The organism is Pseudomonas anatoliensis (assembly GCF_017976235.1).
Lineage (GTDB): Bacteria > Pseudomonadota > Gammaproteobacteria > Pseudomonadales > Pseudomonadaceae > Aquipseudomonas > Aquipseudomonas anatoliensis.
Genome location: NZ_JACVHC010000010.1, coordinates 52,854 through 71,350, shown reverse-complemented (window position 1 = coordinate 71,350; position 18,497 = coordinate 52,854). Strand labels below are relative to the sequence as shown.

General features: G+C 60.6%; 17 protein-coding genes. 13 read left to right on the top strand and 4 right to left on the bottom strand.

Translation table 11 applies throughout. The features are described 5' to 3' along the window. Positions 1-2 precede the first annotated feature (2 nt). The 13 genes from ICA16_RS26995 to ICA16_RS26935 all read left to right on the top strand — a co-directional run bounded on the left by ICA16_RS26995 (position 3) and on the right by ICA16_RS26935 (position 15,527). Complete coding sequence (locus tag ICA16_RS26995; RefSeq protein WP_150603213.1) at positions 3-536, top strand: polysaccharide biosynthesis/export family protein; 534 nt, start codon at positions 3-5, stop codon at positions 534-536. Between the two features lie 2 nt (positions 537-538). After that, complete coding sequence (locus ICA16_RS26990) at positions 539-2,854, top strand: GumC family protein (RefSeq protein ID WP_210702073.1); 2,316 nt, start codon at positions 539-541, stop codon at positions 2,852-2,854. A gap of 90 nt (positions 2,855-2,944) precedes the next feature. Then, on the top strand, positions 2,945-4,336 hold the full coding sequence (locus ICA16_RS26985) for an undecaprenyl-phosphate glucose phosphotransferase (protein ID WP_210702072.1): 1,392 nt from the start codon (positions 2,945-2,947) through the stop codon (positions 4,334-4,336). A 51-nt stretch (positions 4,337-4,387) separates the two neighbouring features. Then, positions 4,388-5,746, top strand: a complete 1,359-nt coding sequence (locus ICA16_RS26980; RefSeq protein ID WP_210554646.1) for a UDP-glucose dehydrogenase family protein — start codon at positions 4,388-4,390, stop codon at positions 5,744-5,746. After that, positions 5,743-6,450: a WecB/TagA/CpsF family glycosyltransferase gene (locus ICA16_RS26975; protein ID WP_150597689.1), complete on the top strand. Its 708-nt coding sequence runs from the start codon at positions 5,743-5,745 to the stop codon at positions 6,448-6,450. Before ICA16_RS26980 ends, ICA16_RS26975 begins: the two co-directional genes overlap by 4 nt. A 15-nt stretch (positions 6,451-6,465) precedes the next feature. Next, complete coding sequence (locus ICA16_RS26970; RefSeq protein WP_210554644.1) at positions 6,466-7,539, top strand: glycosyltransferase; 1,074 nt, start codon at positions 6,466-6,468, stop codon at positions 7,537-7,539. Continuing rightward, positions 7,536-8,648: a glycosyltransferase gene (locus ICA16_RS26965; RefSeq protein ID WP_210554643.1), complete on the top strand. Its 1,113-nt coding sequence runs from the start codon at positions 7,536-7,538 to the stop codon at positions 8,646-8,648. The genes ICA16_RS26970 and ICA16_RS26965 overlap by 4 nt, the downstream gene beginning before the upstream one ends. Continuing rightward, positions 8,645-9,961, top strand: coding sequence for an O-antigen ligase family protein (locus ICA16_RS26960; RefSeq protein WP_210702071.1), 1,317 nt, complete (start codon positions 8,645-8,647; stop codon positions 9,959-9,961). Before ICA16_RS26965 ends, ICA16_RS26960 begins: the two co-directional genes overlap by 4 nt. Beyond that, entirely contained in the window at positions 9,955-10,890 is a 936-nt protein-coding gene (locus tag ICA16_RS26955) for a glycosyltransferase family 2 protein (RefSeq protein WP_210702070.1), read from the top strand. The genes ICA16_RS26960 and ICA16_RS26955 overlap by 7 nt, the downstream gene beginning before the upstream one ends. 15 nt (positions 10,891-10,905) lie before the next feature. After that, entirely contained in the window at positions 10,906-12,324 is a 1,419-nt protein-coding gene (locus tag ICA16_RS26950; protein ID WP_210702069.1) for an oligosaccharide flippase family protein, read from the top strand. Between the two features lie 29 nt (positions 12,325-12,353). After that, positions 12,354-13,409 carry a UDP-glucose 4-epimerase GalE gene (gene galE, locus ICA16_RS26945; RefSeq protein WP_210702068.1) on the top strand — a complete coding sequence of 352 codons (1,056 nt, stop codon included), beginning with the start codon at positions 12,354-12,356 and terminating at the stop codon, positions 13,407-13,409. A gap of 30 nt (positions 13,410-13,439) precedes the next feature. Beyond that, a complete protein-coding gene (locus tag ICA16_RS26940; RefSeq protein ID WP_228734231.1) occupies positions 13,440-14,915 on the top strand; it encodes a family 16 glycosylhydrolase in 1,476 nt (491 codons plus the stop codon). Between the two features lie 126 nt (positions 14,916-15,041). Further along, a complete protein-coding gene (locus ICA16_RS26935) occupies positions 15,042-15,527 on the top strand; it encodes a DUF6130 family protein (RefSeq protein WP_210702067.1) in 486 nt (161 codons plus the stop codon). A 47-nt stretch (positions 15,528-15,574) separates the two neighbouring features. Here the strand turns inward: ICA16_RS26935 and ICA16_RS26930 are convergent, their stop codons facing one another. The 4 genes from ICA16_RS26930 to ICA16_RS26915 form a co-directional block, all read right to left on the bottom strand. Continuing rightward, a complete protein-coding gene (locus ICA16_RS26930; RefSeq protein ID WP_210702066.1) occupies positions 15,575-16,399 on the bottom strand; it encodes a DUF3618 domain-containing protein in 825 nt (274 codons plus the stop codon). Next, positions 16,396-16,824, bottom strand: coding sequence for a phage holin family protein (locus tag ICA16_RS26925; protein ID WP_150615801.1), 429 nt, complete (start codon positions 16,822-16,824; stop codon positions 16,396-16,398). Before ICA16_RS26925 ends, ICA16_RS26930 begins: the two co-directional genes overlap by 4 nt. Continuing rightward, positions 16,824-17,471 carry a hypothetical protein gene (locus ICA16_RS26920; protein ID WP_210702065.1) on the bottom strand — a complete coding sequence of 216 codons (648 nt, stop codon included), beginning with the start codon at positions 17,469-17,471 and terminating at the stop codon, positions 16,824-16,826. Before ICA16_RS26920 ends, ICA16_RS26925 begins: the two co-directional genes overlap by 1 nt. A gap of 347 nt (positions 17,472-17,818) precedes the next feature. Then, positions 17,819-18,433 carry a hypothetical protein gene (locus ICA16_RS26915; RefSeq protein ID WP_210702064.1) on the bottom strand — a complete coding sequence of 205 codons (615 nt, stop codon included), beginning with the start codon at positions 18,431-18,433 and terminating at the stop codon, positions 17,819-17,821. Positions 18,434-18,497: the final 64 nt, after the last annotated feature.

The following is an 18,497-nucleotide window of genomic DNA, read 5'->3' as shown; positions in this document are numbered from 1 at the left end:
CCATGAATGTGCGCATCGTTTTCCTGTTGTTGCTGGTGTGGCTGACTCCCGCAGTCCACGCCGCCGAAACCCTTACCGACTACAAACTCGCGGCTGGCGATGTCTTGCGCATCACCGTGTTCGGCGAACCGGAGCTGAGTTTCAAGAAGATCCGCCTCAACGATGCCGGAACGTTCTCGTATCCGTTCCTGGGCGAAGTCGTCGCCCGGGGCCTGACGCCCAATCAGGTGGAGCAGAAAATCGTCGAGGGCTTGAAGCAAGGCTATCTGGTCGATCCCAAGGTCAGCCTCAGCCAGATCGAATACCGACCGTTCTACATCAATGGCGAAGTGCAGAAGCCTGGCAGCTACCCGTTTCAGCCCGGACTCACGCTTGAAAAAGCCATTGCCCTGGGCGGTGGCCTGACCGAACGCGCTTCTATGAAGCGCGTGACCATCCTGCGCGGCGTGGGTGGCCCGCCCGTAATCGACGACATCAGCCGCACTACGGTCATCAGCCCGGGTGACACCATTTCCATTGCACAAGGCTTTTTCTAATCATGGACAACAGCCCTAGCACCTACGTCGAACGTCCCCTCCAGGCGCACTTGCGTGCGTCGCACAACGAAGAGTCGGACACCCTGGACCTGCTTCAGCTCTGGCGAACCGTCTGGGCGGCCAAGTGGAACATCGCCTTGCTGGTGTTGCTCAGTTGCGCGCTGGCAGCGGCCGCATTGTCCATGGTCACGCCGCAGTACGTCGGCAGCACCACCTTGCTGATCAAGGACAAAACACCACCGGTGATGAGTTTTCAGCAGAACGCCGATACCGGTGGTTCGACCACCACTGATTATTTGCAGACGCAACAGGCGTTGCTGCAATCGCGCGAGCTTGCCGAACGGGCCGTGAAGAAGCTTGGGCTGACTACCAACCCGATCACAGACCCTCGTCAGCAGCCCAAATCATGGTTCGCGCCACGGCAATGGCTGGCCGAGCTCAATCGTGGTGAATGGCTGCCCTGGCTGGAATACCTGCCGGCGCCCAAGCCAGCGCCGACCGAAGAGGACGTGTTCAACGAAGTCACGCAAAACCTGATGCTGCACACCAGCGTCAAATTCGTCGGCAAGAGCCAGTTGATCGAAATTGAAGTCGAGCTGCCTGACGCAGCGCTCGCGGCCGCCACCGCCAATGCACTGGCTCAGGGCTTTATCGACAGCCAGCAGGACACCAGCCTCAAGTCTTCGCAAAACAACACCAGTTGGATGAACACCCGCCTGGTAGAGCTGCGCAATAACCTGCGCGCCGCTGAAAACAAACTGCAGGGTTATCGCGAGGAACAAGGTCTGGTGGATGTCGACGGCGTCGCGACCATCAGCGCCAACGAGTTGCAAATGACCGGCAATCGGATGATCGACGCGCGGCGCAATCGTGCCGAGGCCGAGAGTCAGTACCGTCAGGCGCAGTCGTTGAGCAACGGCGATATCAGCCGACTCTCGAGTGTGCCGGCGGTGCTGAGCAACCCTCTGATCCAGCAATTCCAGGCGGATCTGGCCAAGGCGCAAGCCAAGGTCGAGGAGCTGTCCGGGCGCTACGGGCCGAAACACCCGTCGCTGGTGTCGGCCCAGACCGAATTGCGCACCGCCGCCAGCAGCCTGCGTCTGCAAGTGCAGCAAGTGGTCGCCGGCATTGAGCGCCAGTATCAGCTCGCGGTCGCCAGCGAAAGCGCGTTGCGCCAATCCTTCAACACCAACAAGGCGCAGATCCAGGACATCTCGCGCAAGGAATTCCAGCTGCGCGAATACCAGCGTGAAGTCGACAGCACCCGGGCGCTTTACGAAACCTTCGTCACCCGCCTGAAAGAAACCGCCGCCACCTCCGACATGGATTCGGCCAAGGCGCGGATCGTCGATGCCGCGATTGCGCCGACCGAAGCGAGCAAACCGCGCAAATCCCTGATCATCGCGATTGTCGCGCTGGTCGCCGCCGTCATTGGCATTGCGCTGGCCTTTTTGCTGGAAACCCTGAGCAACACCTTCAAGAGCGATGAAACCATCGAAAGCACCCTCGGCGTGCCGCTGCTCAGCGTGGTGCCGTTGGTGATGAAGAAAAGCCGTCGGCAACTGGCGCGCTTGTTCGAAGACAACGACAACCCGCGATTCTGCGAAACCATCCGCAACCTGCGCACCTGGCTCATGCTGCAAAACACCGAGGCGCCGGCGCAGGTGGTTTTGGTCACGTCGTCGGTGGCCGGTGAAGGCAAAAGCACCATCGCCAACAACCTCGCCTGCTCACTGACGTCGCTTGAGCGGGTGCTGTTGATCGACGCCGACATGCGTCAACCGACACTGTCGCTGAACTTCGATTTCCCACCGGAAAACCCAGGTTTGGCGAATGTGATCGCAGGCACCGCCAAACTCGAAGACTGCATCCGTACCGTGGGCAATCTCGACATGTTGCCGGCCGGCAGCCTGACGCTCTCCCCGCTTGACCCGTTCGACGCCCCGCGCCTGCCTTCGGCCCGTGCGCAATATGGATCCGCTCACCGGCCACCGGCGCAGGATCTGCTCAGTTCGCCGCGACTGGGTCGCATGTTGGAGGCGCTGAAGGGCCGGTATCAACACATCATCATCGATTCGCCACCGGCGGAAATGGTCAGTGACGCCCTGTTGCTGGCCAAGCATTCGGACGCCGTCATCTACGTGGTGAAAGCCGAAAGCACACCGGTCGCGCAGGTGCAAAAAGGCCTCGCGGTACTTCAGCAAAGCCAGGCGCCGGTGTTCGGCGTGGTGCTCAACCAGGTCGATTTGCGCAAGGCGCGAAAATACGGCCACAGCCATTCGCGCTCCTTCTACGACTACGACTTCGCCCCCCGCTAACACTTGAATTTTTAACACAGCCTTGGTGGCGAGAGCGCTAGCGCCCTCGCCTCAGGGGCCCGTTCGTTCTTTTTTTGTGAGATCGAGTCGATGACGCCGCTCAATACCGCTCAAATGGCCCACCGCCGTGGCCTGACTTTCTGGGGCCAGTGGCTGTGCGCGATGACCTTGGTCAACCTGTTGCTGATCGTGCTGGTGCAATGGCGGGTCGGCAGCCTGCCCAGCGAATACCGGGTGCTGATGATCCTGACGATTCTCGGATCGGTGCCCACGTACAGCCTCATGCAGGTCTATCACAAGCGCCATGGGTTACTGGCCGGGCTCACCCGTTTGCTGGCCGGCTGGCTGATTTTGCTGGCGGCGCTGAGCACCATCGCGTTTGTCACGCAGACCAGCGCCCTGTATTCGCGGCAAGTGATGCTGGTCTGGGCGATCGGTGGATTTGTGGTGCAGATGTGCAGCTTCCTGCCGCTGCATTTCGTCGTGCGACTGTATACGCGACTGAGCCGCAACGACCGTCGCTCAGTGATCATCGGCACGTGCTCAACAGCGCATGAATTGGCGAAAAAGCTTATTCACCCCGACCGTACTTTGTTGCTCGGCTTTGTTTCCGCCACGCCGCTGGTGCGCCCGGCACCGAGCATTCTGCCGCTGCTGGGGCATGTCGACGACATCCGCGAAATCATCACTCGCCTCGAAGCGCGTCGGGTCTACATCGTCTTGCCGATGGCCGACGCCGCCACCATCGAAGCGCTGTACATCGATCTGCTCGACATCAACGTCGACGTGGTGTGGATTCCCGATTTCGGCAGCATGGTCTTGCTCAACCACTCGATTTCGGAAATCGAGCGAATGCCGGCGATCTACCTCAACGAAAGCCTCATCACCTCGCACCCCGGCAGTCTGTTCTGCAAGGACTTGCTGGAGCGCAGCCTCGCCGCCATGGCGCTGGTGGTGCTCAGCCCGTTGCTACTGGGCGTGGCGATTGCGGTGAAATGCTCATCCCCCGGGCCCGTACTGTTCAAGCAAAACCGCCACGGCTGCGACGGTGAAGTGATCAAGGTCTGGAAGTTTCGCTCGATGCGCGTCCACGACGATCACGAGGTGCGCCAGGCCAGCCGCAACGACGACCGCGTGACGCCACTGGGACGTTTCCTGCGCCGCAGTTCCATCGACGAACTGCCGCAACTGTTCAACGTGTTGTTCGGGCACATGGCGCTGGTCGGTCCGCGGCCGCATGCCGTCACCCACAACATCTATTACACCGGCAAGGTGCGCGCCTACATGGCCCGCCATCGCCTCAAGCCTGGCATCACCGGGCTGGCGCAGATCACCGGGCACCGTGGCGAAACCGAAACCCTGGAAAAGATGCAGCTGCGGGTCGCCCAGGACCTGAACTACATCAACCAATGGTCGCTGTGGCTCGACATCAAGATTCTGCTCAAGACCCCCCTCTCGCTGTTCTCCAAAAACATCTACTAACCGCGCGCGCCCGGTTCCCGGGCCGTCAACACGACCTACCGAGGTTTACCCATGAATGTGAGCGTATTCGGCATCGGCTATGTGGGACTGGTTCAGGGCGCCGCGTTGGCGCAGGTCGGGCACGACGTGCTGTGTGTGGATGTTGACGCCGCCAAGGTACAAGCCCTCGAAAGCGGCACGCTGCCGATCTACGAGCCAGGGCTGAGGACGTTGGTGCGAGACAACCATCAGGGCGGGCGCCTGCGTTTCGGGACCGACCTCGGTGCAGCGGTGCGCCACGGCGACGTGCTGTTGATCGCCGTGGGCACGCCGCCCGACGAAGACGGTTCGGCGGACTTGCGCCACGTGCTGAGCGTGGCGCGCACCATCGGCCTGAACCTGCAACGCCACGTGATCATCGTCGACAAGTCCACTGTGCCGGTCGGCACTGCAGACCGGGTGCGCGAATGCATCACCGAGGCACTGCAAGAAAGCGACCGCGCCGACGTGACGTTCGATGTCGTGTCCAATCCGGAATTTCTCAAGGAAGGCTGCGCGGTCGACGACTGCATGCGCCCCGACCGGATCATCATCGGCACCGACAGCCCGCGTGCCGAAGAGGTAATGCGCGAGTTGTACGAGCCGTTCAACCGCAACCGCGAAAAGATCATCGTGATGGATGTGCGCAGCGCCGAGCTGACCAAGTACGCCGCCAATTGCATGCTCGCGACCAAGATCAGCTTCATGAACGAGATGGCCAATCTCGCCGAAAAACTTGGCGCCGACATCGAGATGGTCCGCCACGGCATCGGCTCCGATCCGCGCATCGGTTATCAGTTCATCTACCCAGGCATCGGCTACGGCGGCTCGTGTTTCCCCAAAGACGTCAAGGCGCTGATCCACACCGCCGAGGGTGTCGACATCGATGCGCGGTTGCTCAAAGCAGTCGACTCGCGCAACAACGAACAGAAAACCACGCTGTTTCGCAAGATCTCCGATCACTTCAACGGTGCGTTGCAGGGCAAGACTTTCGCGTTGTGGGGCTTGAGCTTCAAACCCGACACAGATGACATCCGCGAGGCGCCGAGCCGCGTGCTGATGGAAGCGCTGTGGCGGGCAGGCGCCAACGTCCAGGCTTACGATCCCAAAGCCATGGAAGAAGCGCAGCGCTTATACGGCGCCCGCGATGACTTCAGCCTCGCCGGCACCAAGGAAGCGGCGCTGAAAAATGCCGACGCGCTGATCATCGTCACCGAGTGGACATTGTTTCGCGCACCCGACTTCGACCTGCTCAAACGCCAACTCAAGCAACCGCTGGTTTTCGACGGGCGCAATCTGTTCGATCCGCAACGCATGAGCACGCGCGGCTTCACCTATATCTCGGTCGGCCGCCAGACCCAGCAGGCGCTTGAACCGGGTGATGCGTCATGATCCGGCTCGCCTTGATGGGGCATTACTCGCCGAATCTGCTGATGGGCAACCGGGCATTTTCGTTTATCAATTTCGCTTCGATTGGCAGTTTCATCCGCCAGCCGCCGCCCTCCGTCGCCTACTTCTGCGACGGCATGCTGATGTCGGGATTCATGTCGCGGGTCACCGGGCAACCGGTGCAGCGGGTCAGTTTTGATTTCACCTCGATTGCCGACCCGGTGTTGCGCGATGCCGAACAGCAGCAGTTGACGGTGTACATCGTCGGCGCCACGCAAACCGAGCTTGAGGCGTTCATCGTCAAGCTGCGCGGGCGCTATCCGCGACTGATTATTGCCGGCGCGCACAACGGTTATTTCAATCAGGCGCAAGCGGCGAACTTGCATGCGGACATTCGCACCAGCGCAGCGAACCTGTTGTTGGTCGGGCTCGGCGCCGGTTTGCAGGAGCGCTTCGTGATCGATGCGCTGAACGCCGGTTTTGCCGGAGTGGCCTTCACCTGCGGCGGTTTCATTCGTCAGGAAGCCAGCGCCAGCGAGTGCTACTACCCCGCCGCCATCAACCGCCTGCACCTGCGCGCGTTCTATCGCATGTACCGCGAGCCACACACCATCAAACGCTACCTGCTCGACTACCCACGCAACTTCTTGCAGCTGGCCGAGATGATCGTCCGGCACAAAGTTGCGATCGATATCACTGCGCCCTGAGCGCCGGGAATGACCATGCATATCCTCTTCACACTCAAAGATTTCAAGACCGGTGGTGGCGTCGAGTGCGTGCAGCAACGGCTGGCCGGACAATTTCTCAAGGACGGGCGACGCGTCAGTTTCTTCATCATGAACGGCGAACGACCGGACAGCGACGAGGTGCCGACGATTGCCGGCGGCGGCAGCGGTGTTACCGGCCTGCTGCATTCGGTGGTGTTGCTGCGCCGGTTGATTCTGCGCGAAAAGGTCACGCACCTGATCGGCGCCAAGGAGCAGGCCAACCTGTGCACCTGGCTCGCCACGCTGGGGACGCCGTGCAAGGTCATCTACACCCGGCACACCGACCTCGATTGTTCCGAACAACACACCGGCGTGCGCAGTCTGCGCCTGTTGTACGCGCTGTACCTGTGCGGCAGCGGCAAAGTGGTGGCGGTGTCGCTCGGTTTGCGTCAGGCGCTGACCGGCCTGATGCCCTGGGGCCGCCAGCGGATTCGCTATTGCCCAAATGCGGTGGTCACCGAGCAATTGCTCAAAGCTGCGCAAGCGCCGTTGCCCGCCGATGTGCCGGCGCGGTACTGGTTGGGCGTCGGTCGGCTGGTGGAACTCAAAGGCTTCCACATAATGCTGGAAGCTTATGCGCTGGCAGCGCGTCAGGCCACGGTGCCTTATCTGGTGATTGCCGGGGACGGCCCGCTGCGTGGCGAACTCGAAGAACAGGCGCGACGCCTGGGCATCGCGCGCCAGGTCCACTTCACCGGCCACCTCGCCAATCCATACCCGCTGATCCGCCAGGCACGCCTGCTGATCCTCAGCTCGTTGCATGAAGGCATGCCGACCGTGCTGGTCGAAGCCCTTGCCCTCGGCACGCCAGTGCTGGCCACCGATTGCCCCACCGGCCCGCGTGAGTTGCTCGACGACGGTCGCGTCGGGCAACTGGTGCGGGTCAACGATGTGCCGGCGCTGGCGCAGGCCATGCTGCAAAACCTCAACAGCAACAAGTCCGCCCTCGGCAAAGCGGTCGCGGACGCGGTGCTTCCCTACACCAGCCAGCACGCGGCGCAGGCTTACTATCAGGTGTGGAATCAATGAAAAAACTGTTGATCATTCTTCAGGATCTCAGTGCGGGTGGCGCCGAGAAAATGATGGCGCGTCTGGCCGGTGCGCTGGTCGAGGCCGGCAACGACGTGACGCTGCTGATGCTCACTGGCGGCGGCGTGAATCTGGCGGGGCTCGATTCGCGGGTCAAACAAGTCTCGCTGCACAGCCCTCGCAGCGTCGCCGCCGTCCCGGCGCTGACGCGGTTCCTGCGGCGCAATCGCTTCGATGCGCAACTGGCCGCCCTCACCCACGTCAACGTGATAGCCATCGCCGCCGCCACGCTGTCGGGCACGTTGGCGCGGTTGCATGTCAGCGAGCGCAACGCCTTCTCCCGCGACAAACACGTGAATCCGGCGCTGCACGTGCGCTTCGCTTACCTGTTGGCTCCACTGTTGTACCGCTTGATTCCCAACCCGGTGATCTGCGTCTCGCGCGGTGTCGCTCAGGATCTGGTCGACACCACGCTGGCCCGCATGCGGGATGTGACCACTGCTGACAACCCGGTGCTCGACAACGACTTTCGCGAGCGCCCATTGGCGCCCGCCAGCCATCCCTGGCTGCTGGACAACACCTTGCAAGTGATCGTCGCGGTGGGACGCCTGGCCCGGCAAAAAGGTTTCGATACGTTGCTCGATGCCTTCGCCCGACTGCCCGATCGCAATACCCGGCTGATCATTTTTGGCGAAGGCTCGCTGCGCGCCGAACTGCTGGCGCAAGCCAATGCCCTGGGGGTCGCCGAGCGTTTTGACCTGCCGGGTTATGCCAGCGATGCGCTGGCGCAGATTGGCGCGGCGGATTGTTTCGTCCTGTCGTCACGTTTCGAGGGCAGTCCGAATGCGCTGGTCGAAGCGCTCTCGACGGGTACACCGGTGGTGTCAACGCGCTGCCCTTATGGGCCACAAGAGATTCTCGCCGAAGGCAGCGTCGCACCACTGGTCAATGTCGATGATCCGGCAGCGCTGGCGCAGGCCATCAGCCTGGAGCTGGCCCTGCCCCGCGACCTCAACCGACAACGGCGCATCGATGCCGCCGCACGTTTCGTCAGTGGTCGCGCGGTGAAAACCTACCTGACGGCGTTGCTCGGAAGTCCAGCGCCATGAACAGACTTCAAGTCCGCTATTCGACGCTGCGTGACGGCTTCATCCTGTTTGGCGTGATGTTCTACGTACAGATCCTCACGTTCTTTCTCGGCATGGGCAGCGCCGCGAGTCTGGATGACGCGCAAAAAGATCTGGAAGGTAACGTCGCCAACCAGGTCTGCGGCTTGATCACGCTATTGGTGCCGCTGTTCTTCTTTATCCGCAACAAGGTGTTCCTGAGCAAAAGCTTCTACCGGCAAAACGCTTTTCTGCTGGCGTTTCTGGTCTGCGTGGCCGCGTCAATCGGTTGGTCCGACGACCCGACCCTGAGCCTGAAACGCTTCATCGCGATGATCAGCGTGGTGTTTTTCGCAGGCTTTATCGCCTGGCACTACAGCCTTGAAAGAATCGCCTTCATGCTCGGCTGCGTTATTGGTGCAGCGGCACTGATGGGTCTGATTTTCGCGGTGATCCGCCCCGACATCGCCTTCATCAGCGGCGGCATACGCGACGGTGCGTTCAAGGGTATTTTTTCCGAGAAGAATGCCGGCGCGCGGATCAACGCCATCGCCATTCTTTTACTGCTGCCGATGATCCGCCAGCGCAATCCACTGGCCATCGTCTACGCCGCGTTCTGTTTGATCGCCATTTGTCTGGCGCAGTCTGCCACCGGAATCGCGCTGATCGTCGCCGGCACCGCGAGTTATTGGTATTTCCTCACCTTGATCCGCTTGCGCATCAACCGCTCGCTGACGGCATTTTTCGTCGCGACCGTGGTGTACGGGCTGATCTGCGTGTTTCTGTACGGCAATTACACGCTGCTGCTGGAACTGGTCGGACGCGATCCGTCACTCACCGACCGCACGCTGATCTGGGAGCTGCTGGGGCCGCTGATCGATGATCGCTTCCTCAAGGGCTACGGCTTCGGCGCGTTCTGGAGCAGTGCCGACGCGAGCGGATTCATCAAACGTTGGGGCTACATCGGCAACGCCCACAGCGGCTATGTCGAGACCTTGCTCAATGGCGGCCTGATTCAGTTGATCGCGCTGATCCTGCTGTTCGCGCAGACGTTGACCAAGCATTACCGGGCGATTACTGCCGAGCATTCGGCGCGCTATCACGCCTGCGCCCTGGTGATCATTGGCCTGTTCGCGGTCACCAACTACGTCGCCTACGTGATCCCCAACTATCGCTCGGCCGAGTTTCTGGTGTTCTGCGCCCTCGCCCTGTCGTTCCGCCATCACCGCGTCAACCGCCCTGCGCCGCTGCCGCGCGCCAATGCCCACGCCGCCCCGCGCTCCCGTGCGCGGGCCAAGGAGTTCTCATCATGTTGAACAGCTCTGTGCCAACGTCCGGATCGGTGTGCGTGATCATCCCGATGTACAACGCTGCCGCCAGCATCGGCCCGGCGCTTGACTCCCTTAGCCTGCAAACCCGCCGTCCGGACAAGGTGATCGTCATCGACGACGGCTCAAGCGACGAGGGCCCGCAAATCGTCACGGATTACGTCGCACCGTTTGAATTGATCCTGCTGCAACAGACCAATCAGGGCCCGGCAGCCGCGCGTAATCGCGGCGTATTCAGCGCCACCGAGCGCTTTATGGCGTTCCTTGATGCCGATGATCAATGGCACCCGGAAAAACTGCACAAGCAACTGGCCTTGTATGAGCAACTCACGCGTGAAGGGCGTCAGGTAGGGCTGATCGACTGCTACCAGATGAGCGAATTCAGCGACGGCACGCAACAGTTGGAGGACCGGCGCAAGGGCGGCAATCATTTTGCCGATTTCATGCGCGAGAACGTGATCAACGGCACCTCCGGCGTGCTGGTGTTGCGCGAAGCAATCATCGCGCTGGAAGGCTTCGATCAGACGCTGCGCTATGCCGAAGACCGTTTGCTGTGGACGCGGATCGCCGAGCAGTGGGAGATCCACACCGTGCCCGAGGTGTTGCTGCGGCGCAGCGTCAACAACGGCAACATCACCGCGCAGCCGCGCAAGTATTACCCGTACAAAGTGCAATTTATCGAGCTCTACCTCGCCCGCTACGGCGCGCACATGAGCAAGCAGCAGCGCATTGATTTCGTCCTGGCCAACCACGCCGATTTTCTCTGCGCCTCGTCCCGGCGCGGCGACCACGCACATGTGATCAATGTGTTCCGCAACATGCTCGATCATTCTTGGCAGACGCTGTTTTTCTCCCGCGGCAAACCGACCCTGCGCTACGTCTACGCCTTGGCGAAGACGCTGCGCAGGACGGCTTGAGTCCGGGGCCCCGCCATGGCCAACCAGCGCCTGACTACCTTGATCTGGATCTTTACCGAGAAATTCGGCCTGATTTTCCTGTCGATGATCACCTTTGTCGTATATGCGCATTTGCTCACGCCGACCGAATTGGGCATCGGCACGATCATCATCGCCATCGTCGAGGTGGTCGGCATTCTCTACTCCTCGGTGCTTGAAGACCCGCTGGTCAGGCTCGAACGCCTGGAAGACAAGCACATCAGCACCGCGTTCTGGTTCTCCGTGTTGATCAGCCTGGCGTCGATCCTGATCATCTCGCTGGGCGTGATGCTCTACACGCCATCGCCGGCGCTGCAATGGATGACGGCCATCGCCTCGGTGAAGATTCTGTTCACCATGATGGCGCGGGTCTACGTCGCGCAGATGCGCCGCAGCGGCAATTTCAAATTGCTGGCCTCGCGCACGCTGCTGGGTAAAGTCGTCGGCGGCGGCACCGGGATTGTCGTGGCGCTGCTGGGCTTCGGCCCTTGGGCGGTGATTGCCCAGGCGCTGATCATGGATCTGGTGTCGATGGCGGTGTTGATGCGCGGCGATCGGCGGCGCATCCCCTTCGCCATCGACGGGCCATTGTTGCTTGATCTGCTGCGCACGGGCACGCCGGTGGCGATCAACGTCATGAGTTCGCAAACCCTGCAACGCGGGGTCAACGTGGTGCTGGGCATCACCGCCGGCGCGCACGCGGTCGGCATGTTCAACCTGGCGATGCGCATCATCGACCTGCCGCGATCCGCCATCTACAACGGCCTGATGAGCTATGCACTGCCAGCCTTCGCCAGGCGCAGCGGCGAACCGTCACGGCTGGTCGGGCTGATCGGCGACACCACGGCCATCAGCGGCTTTTTGCTGACGCCGTTGTTTGTCGGTATCGCGCTGACCGCCGAAGACATCATCCTGCTGATCTTCGGCGCCAAATGGGCCGACGCCGTCGGGCTCCTGCAAGTGCTGGCCTGCACCGCCGCGCTGGGCAATCTGGCCCTCTATGCAACGACGGCGCTGGTCGCCGTCAATCGCACCTACCTGACCCTCAAGGCTGAAGTGCTCACCACCCTGCTGGCGCTGGCGCTGGTCTACCTCCTCGGGCCTGTGTATGGCGGCATGGCGGCGGCGATTGCGCTGTTGATCCGCATGGTCGCGATCACACCGTTGCAGGTCATCGGCCTGAACACCGCGATCGGTTATGGCTGGCGCACCTTCTTCGAATCCGCCTACCGCAGCGTGATCGCCACGCTGGTGATGGCTGCTGTCGTGTCGTGGGTATCAAACCATTCGGGGCTGGTGGGCTATCTGCACCTGATCGCCAATATCGCCGCCGGCGGGCTGACCTACGCCTTGGCCTACAGCGTGTTGCACCCGCGCTGGCCGCATGAATTCAAGTTGGTGTTCACCACCCGGTGAGCACCGTTGCCTCTCTGGAGCACATCGTCATGCGCAAAACTACCCTGATCACCGGGGGCGCCGGCTACATCGGTTCCCATACTGCGTTGAGACTGGTGGAGGCCGGCCACCGCGTGCTGGTGCTGGATAACCTGAGCAACAGCAGTGTCGAATCGATCCGTCGGCTGGAGTCACTGAGCGGCACGCGGATCGAATTCATCGAAGGCGATATCCTCGATTCACGCCTGCTCGACGAGATTTTCAGCGACTACGCCATCGACGCCGTGATGCATTTCGCCGGGCTCAAAGCCGTGGCGCAAAGCGTGCGCAAGCCCATGGATTATTACGCCAACAACGTCACCGGCACGCTCACGCTGTGCCAGGCAATGGCACGTGCGCACGTGTTCAATCTGGTGTTCAGTTCATCGGCGACGGTCTATGGCGAACCGGCGTGCACGCCCATCGGCGAAGACCTGGGTACCGGCAAACCGTCCAACCCCTACGGCCGCTCGAAGTTGATGGCCGAAGAGTTGCTGACCGACCTGACGTGTTCCGATTCACGCTGGAACATCGCCGTGCTGCGCTACTTCAATCCCATCGGTGCCCACGAAAGCGGAATGATCGGCGAGGCGCCCAACGGCATACCGAATAACCTGCTGCCGTGCCTGACGATGGTCGCGACGGGGCGAATGAGTGAATTGATGGTGTATGGCAACGATTACCCGACCGTCGACGGCACTTGTGTGCGCGACTACATTCACGTGGTCGATCTGGCCGAAGGTCACCTCATGGCCCTCGAACGACTTCACGGCGACCATGGCATTCACATCTGGAACCTCGGCACCGGCATCGGTTACAGCGTGCTGCAACTGATCCGCGGTTTCGAGGACGCCACCGGGGTCAGCATTCCCTACCGCTTTGCACCCCGACGCGCAGGGGATGTCGCGCAGTATTGGGCCGATGCGAGCAAGGCCAGCCGCGAGCTGGGCTGGAGCGCACAACGCAACCTGGGGCAAATGCTCACGGACAGTTGGCGCTGGCAGTCGAACAACCCGGACGGCTACCACCCGCAACCTGCACCGATGTTGGCATTCGCCGGCAAATAACGGTTGTCTGATTCAGGGAAGGACTTAGCCATGTTCAGGCAAACCTTACGGGCAATGCTTTGGCTGATGTTGAGCGCCAGTGCGCAGGCGTCCGCCGAGCTGCCCGTCACCGATGGGCTGGTGCTGTGGCTCGATGGCGCCGATGCGGTGCACATGACTCTTGATGCGCAAAATCGGGTCTCGCGCTGGCATGACAAATCCGGGCAATCCAATGATGTAAGCCTTGATGACCCGGCCGCCGCCTCACTGCCCTTGCGCGTGGAGAACGCCCTGAATGGTCGCTCGGTGCTGCGTTTCAACGGTGCTTCGGCCTTCATCGGTCAGGCAATCCGCACCGTGAAGGGTTCGGTAACGGTGTTCGTGGTCTCGCGCCGCTTGCCGGATCAGGCCGGGGGCAAAGCCTGGCAGCGCTTGTTCAGCTCGCGCCCGCAACTGGCCGACAACGACAACGTGGCGCCCAACTTCGGTCTCAGCGTGCAGCAGACCGGAGCCTATGCGCCGACCGTGGCGTTTCTGGAAACCACCAACGTGCCCATCGGCCCGTTCGCCGTGGCGCGCAACGTGGTCGGCACTTCGGAAATTCTGCGCGGCGACATTGCCGAAGTGCTGGTTTACGACCGGCTGCTGGCCTCTCAGGCAGAGCGTCAGCAGGTGTCGGACTACCTCAGCAAAAAGTGGGCAGTGACACTGCCGCAGCCGTCAACCGCCTGGACCCGCACCGGCCCGCTCGGCCCGACGCCGGTGCGAACCAACGCCAACCTGCCGTTATCCGATCAGGCGAATGCCGGAAAGTGGGTGCTGGATACGCGGCTGTCTGACGAGTTCAACGGCAACGCCATCGACGCGACGCGTTGGCACGTCAACAACGCCACCGGCACCGACTCGCTCGGACGCAAACCGGCGTTGTTTCTGCCCGAGAATGCCAAGGTCGCCAACGGCAATCTGAACATCTCGTTTCGCAAGCAGACGCTGCCCGAAAAATACATGCGCCTGGGCTACAAGGACTACAGCTCGGCGATGGTGCGCACCATTGAACGCGGGCTCTACGGCTATTACGAAACCCGCGCCAAACCGATGAACTCGGCGGGCTCCAGCGCGTTCTGGCTGGCCTGGACCGGGCTGCCGGACAACGCCACCGAAATCGATATCTTCGAAATCGGCGGCAAGACCCTCAATGGCAAATTCGATGTCATGTACAACATGAACGCGCACGTCTGGGCCACACCCCAAAGCGATGAACACCTGAGCGACGGCAGCACCTGGATTGCGCCATGGCGATTGGCGAACACCTTTCATGTCTATGGTTTCGATTGGCGGGCGGACACTCTGCGCTGGTACGTCGACGGGGTGCTGGTGCGCGAGGCAAAGAACACCCACTGGTTCTTCCCGATGCAGATCGTGTTCGACAGCGAGGCGATGTGGGACTGGTTCGGCGTGGTCGATGACGCCGACCTGCCCTCCACGTTTCGTGTCGACTATGTGAAGGTCTGGACGCAACGTCCGTAGAGCCAGACTGATCGGTAGAACTGTTTCCGAGCACATTCCGGTCTTCTGATGATTGGTACATGGCGCGAGTTTAATGCCTGCATCCGCTGGTCTAGCCTTGTACAAAACCACTCGGGAGAAAACGCCATGTTTCTCACTCTCAGAAATCTGTTTGTGCTGTCCTTGGCAGGCTTTTATTGCATCGCGGCATTTGCTCAGGAACCAGCCAGCGTCGATCAACCGCCGGCAATACTCCCCCTGGAATCCGAATCGCAGGCAAAAATCATCGCCTATCCGCCGCTGGCCGGGCCGCTCGCGCGCGGCGTGGTAATCATCCAGTATCGAACAGAGCACGTCAGGATCATGCCGGTGTTTGGCAAAGTCGCGGGCGACGTATCACCCCGTCTCGGCCACCTTCACGTGACGGTAGATGACTGGAAAGGCACGTGGGCGCACACCAGTGAAGACCCGATCATTCTCGTGGGACTGACGCCTGGTCCGCACAAGGTACTTCTGGAAATCGCCGACCCGAACCACACCGTTCTCACCCGTACGACCGTCAGTTTCAGTGTTCCCGAGGTGAAACCAATGGATGTCCCGCCTATGGACGCCGGGCACGCGAGTAAACCGTGACGGCCAATAACGGGAGGCCTGTTGCAGGCCTCCCGCTTTCATGGACCTCAGGAAGTGCCTAACCCCTGAGAAAGATCCGCCGATGTGCTGGATGCGGTTTTTTGCGATGCGGTGGATGTCGCGTCCACATCCGTTTGCTCAGTGGTTTTGGTCACTGTGTCACGCACAGCCTCGTAACCCTCCTGAGCCTGTTTCTTCACTTTGTCGACCAGGCCCGCGCTGGTTCGTCCCATGTAACGCTGCTCGGTCGAAGTACTCGGCAATGCCGCACCAATCAATGCGCCCAATGCAATGCCCGCCGCCGCGACGACCAATGGCTGTTCCCTGAGCATTTGATTGAACTGCTGGCCCAACACCTGGGTGCTGCGATTGAGGCGGTCGCCGGCATCGTGCATCGCATGACTCAGGTTCTCGCCAGCAGCGCCAACGTTATCGCCCAAGTGGCTGGCCTTGTTTTTCAGCGACTGGTAACCGTCCTTCAGCGAGTCGGCAGTGTGATGCAAACTGTCGCGAGCGCTGTCGATGCCGTCAGCCAGGCCATCCGCCCATTCCCCCGCCCGATCCTGATCCGGACCGCTGCGATACACCGGTTGCGGCACTGGCGGGCGGTTCTGACTCATCATCAGCCACAGTAAACCGACTGATGTCAGCACGGCGGGCACGGGATTGTTGCGTACGCTGGTGCCGAGATTGCTGACAAACGTCGAGCCATTGTTCTGCATCATGCTCCACGCCTGATCGAACATCTGGCCGGGCGTGAATTTGCTTTCCAGCTTGTCGACGATGTTGCCGATGCTGGCGCGCTGCGCGTCGATTTCCCGCTCGATTTGCTCTGGGCTTTTTTCCGATTCGATGTCCAGTTCACTTTTCATGAGACTTTCCTCCGCAGCGCTTCCTGATCTTTATTCAAAGCGTCCAGTGTCCGGTCAGGCTTGAAGTGGGACGGCTCGAATTGTTTTTTGCCCGATTGCAGCATGATGAAGCCGATGACCATCACCACGACACCGACAATCAGTGCCGCCAGCCACGGCGCCATCATCGTGCTGAGGGCGTAGACCGCCGACATCAACAGAATGATCAAGCCCGCCAGTAGCACGATCGCCCCGCCCGCCACGCCGGCAATACCGGCCTTCAGGGTTGTCAGACTGGCTTGCAGTTCGGCCTTGGCCAGCGCCAGCTCCTTGGTGAACAACGCGGGCACCTCGCGGGACAATTGCCGCAGCAGGCCAACCATCGAAGCGTCATCAGCCTGGGTGACAGGTCTTGCACCCGGCAGTTCGGAATCGTCTCTGTTCATCACAACTCTCCTTTCGTGCTTGGCGAAACAGGCGTTGATGACCCAGCAAAATCAGTGGGATGGTCGTACTCGTTCGGCGACGTCGGGGTGATGCCGGTGGCCAATCCAGGGCTGGAATTGTCGGTCGGTGCCGGGGAAGATTCGTAAGGTCGGTGCGCGCCATAGCCTGTGGCGGGCGGTGTCGAGGTGCCCGCCGCCGGATCGTGATTCGCGCTCACCGTGACAGCGGCAGAACTGCCCGCCTTGAGGAACCGCGACAGGCCAAAACCCAGCGCGATGCTGCCGGCAATGAACAAGCCGGGATTGCTGCGGGCCAGATCCGCGGCATCATGCAACAGCTGTTCGGCACTTTTGCCGCGAAGGTTACCTGCCAGCCCGGTCATGGACTCGGCCATGTCGGTCAGGTAATCGGACATGCCCAGCGTGTCCTTGTCTTCCAGCTCCGAGACGAAGCTTTTCGCCCCCTGCGCCAAGGCCTCGATCTGGTCGGCGGCGGTGTCGCGATACTGGCCGAATTGTGCGTCAGCCTGTTGCCTAGCGCCGCCGATTGCTTCGGTGACATCGTCCTTTAAATGTTGAAAGTCCTGCGGCTTGCCATCATCTGGCGCACCGGACTGGGTGCCGGCCCTGCTGTCTGAAGTATTCATGTCGTCCCTCGCTTTCTGCTGAAAACGTCGTACGGGACTTCGCAGCACCATTGCCCTGAGCCCCTTAAAGTTAAGGACGGATCAGTTCTCGGGATCGTTCAAAGGATTTGATGAACGAGCAAACATCACCTCAAATTACGGCAACTGCAGGAGCTGCCGAAGGCTGCGATCTCTTGATTCTGGCTTGAAAACAGGGTCAGCCGTTTCCGGGGTATTACCCTTATTAGCGGCATCGACGTGAGCATTCTTCGGCGTTTGGAGTGGTGATTGATGCGTTAAGGGGCTGAAGTAGTCAGCTGGCTCACTGGTTTCGGCCATAACAGACGCGCGCCAAGGGGCTCATCGGTCTATTCCACAACCACGTATTGGTCCACGCCAACGGAATACTTGTATGGCAAACCACCTGTAACTGAAAATTCTTCCGTAGGCGGATCTATACCGTTAAGGGCGAGAAAGTGTATGAGGTAAATACCTGGATTTTGAAGTTTCTGTACGAACGTGATTTCGTAGCTCTCACCTGCTCCGACATTCACGAATCGTAGTGGCGCGCGATTAAAGGTTCCCGGATAGCGACCCGAAAGGAGATTGGTCGGTTTCTGGTAGATCGGCCTCCCCTCTGCGAAGGTAACGGGTACCAGCGTCAAAGCATCATTGTCCAAAGTAACCTTACTTTCCTTGTTGCCAAGGTTGGAAAGAATCACCCTGACCAATAGCAGTTTCTGCCCATCTGCGAGTCGCTGAACCGTCGATTCGACCTTCGCCTGGATATGCGGCTTCTGCGTGGTCTTCTGGTGCAGTTCCTTAAGTGTATATTCCGTGACCTCCTTTTCCTTTTTCACATACACGGTCGAGTAATAACCCCACACCGCGATGACGAACGCAGCGATAACCGTAGTCGCCTGGGCGAGGATCTGAACACCGAGATGGACTTTTTCAATTTTGCTGAGTGAACTATTCGACATTCTTGTCTACCTGTTGAAACTGGCGGGGCATTGAAACCTGAGATGGCAGGGAAAGACTCACGAC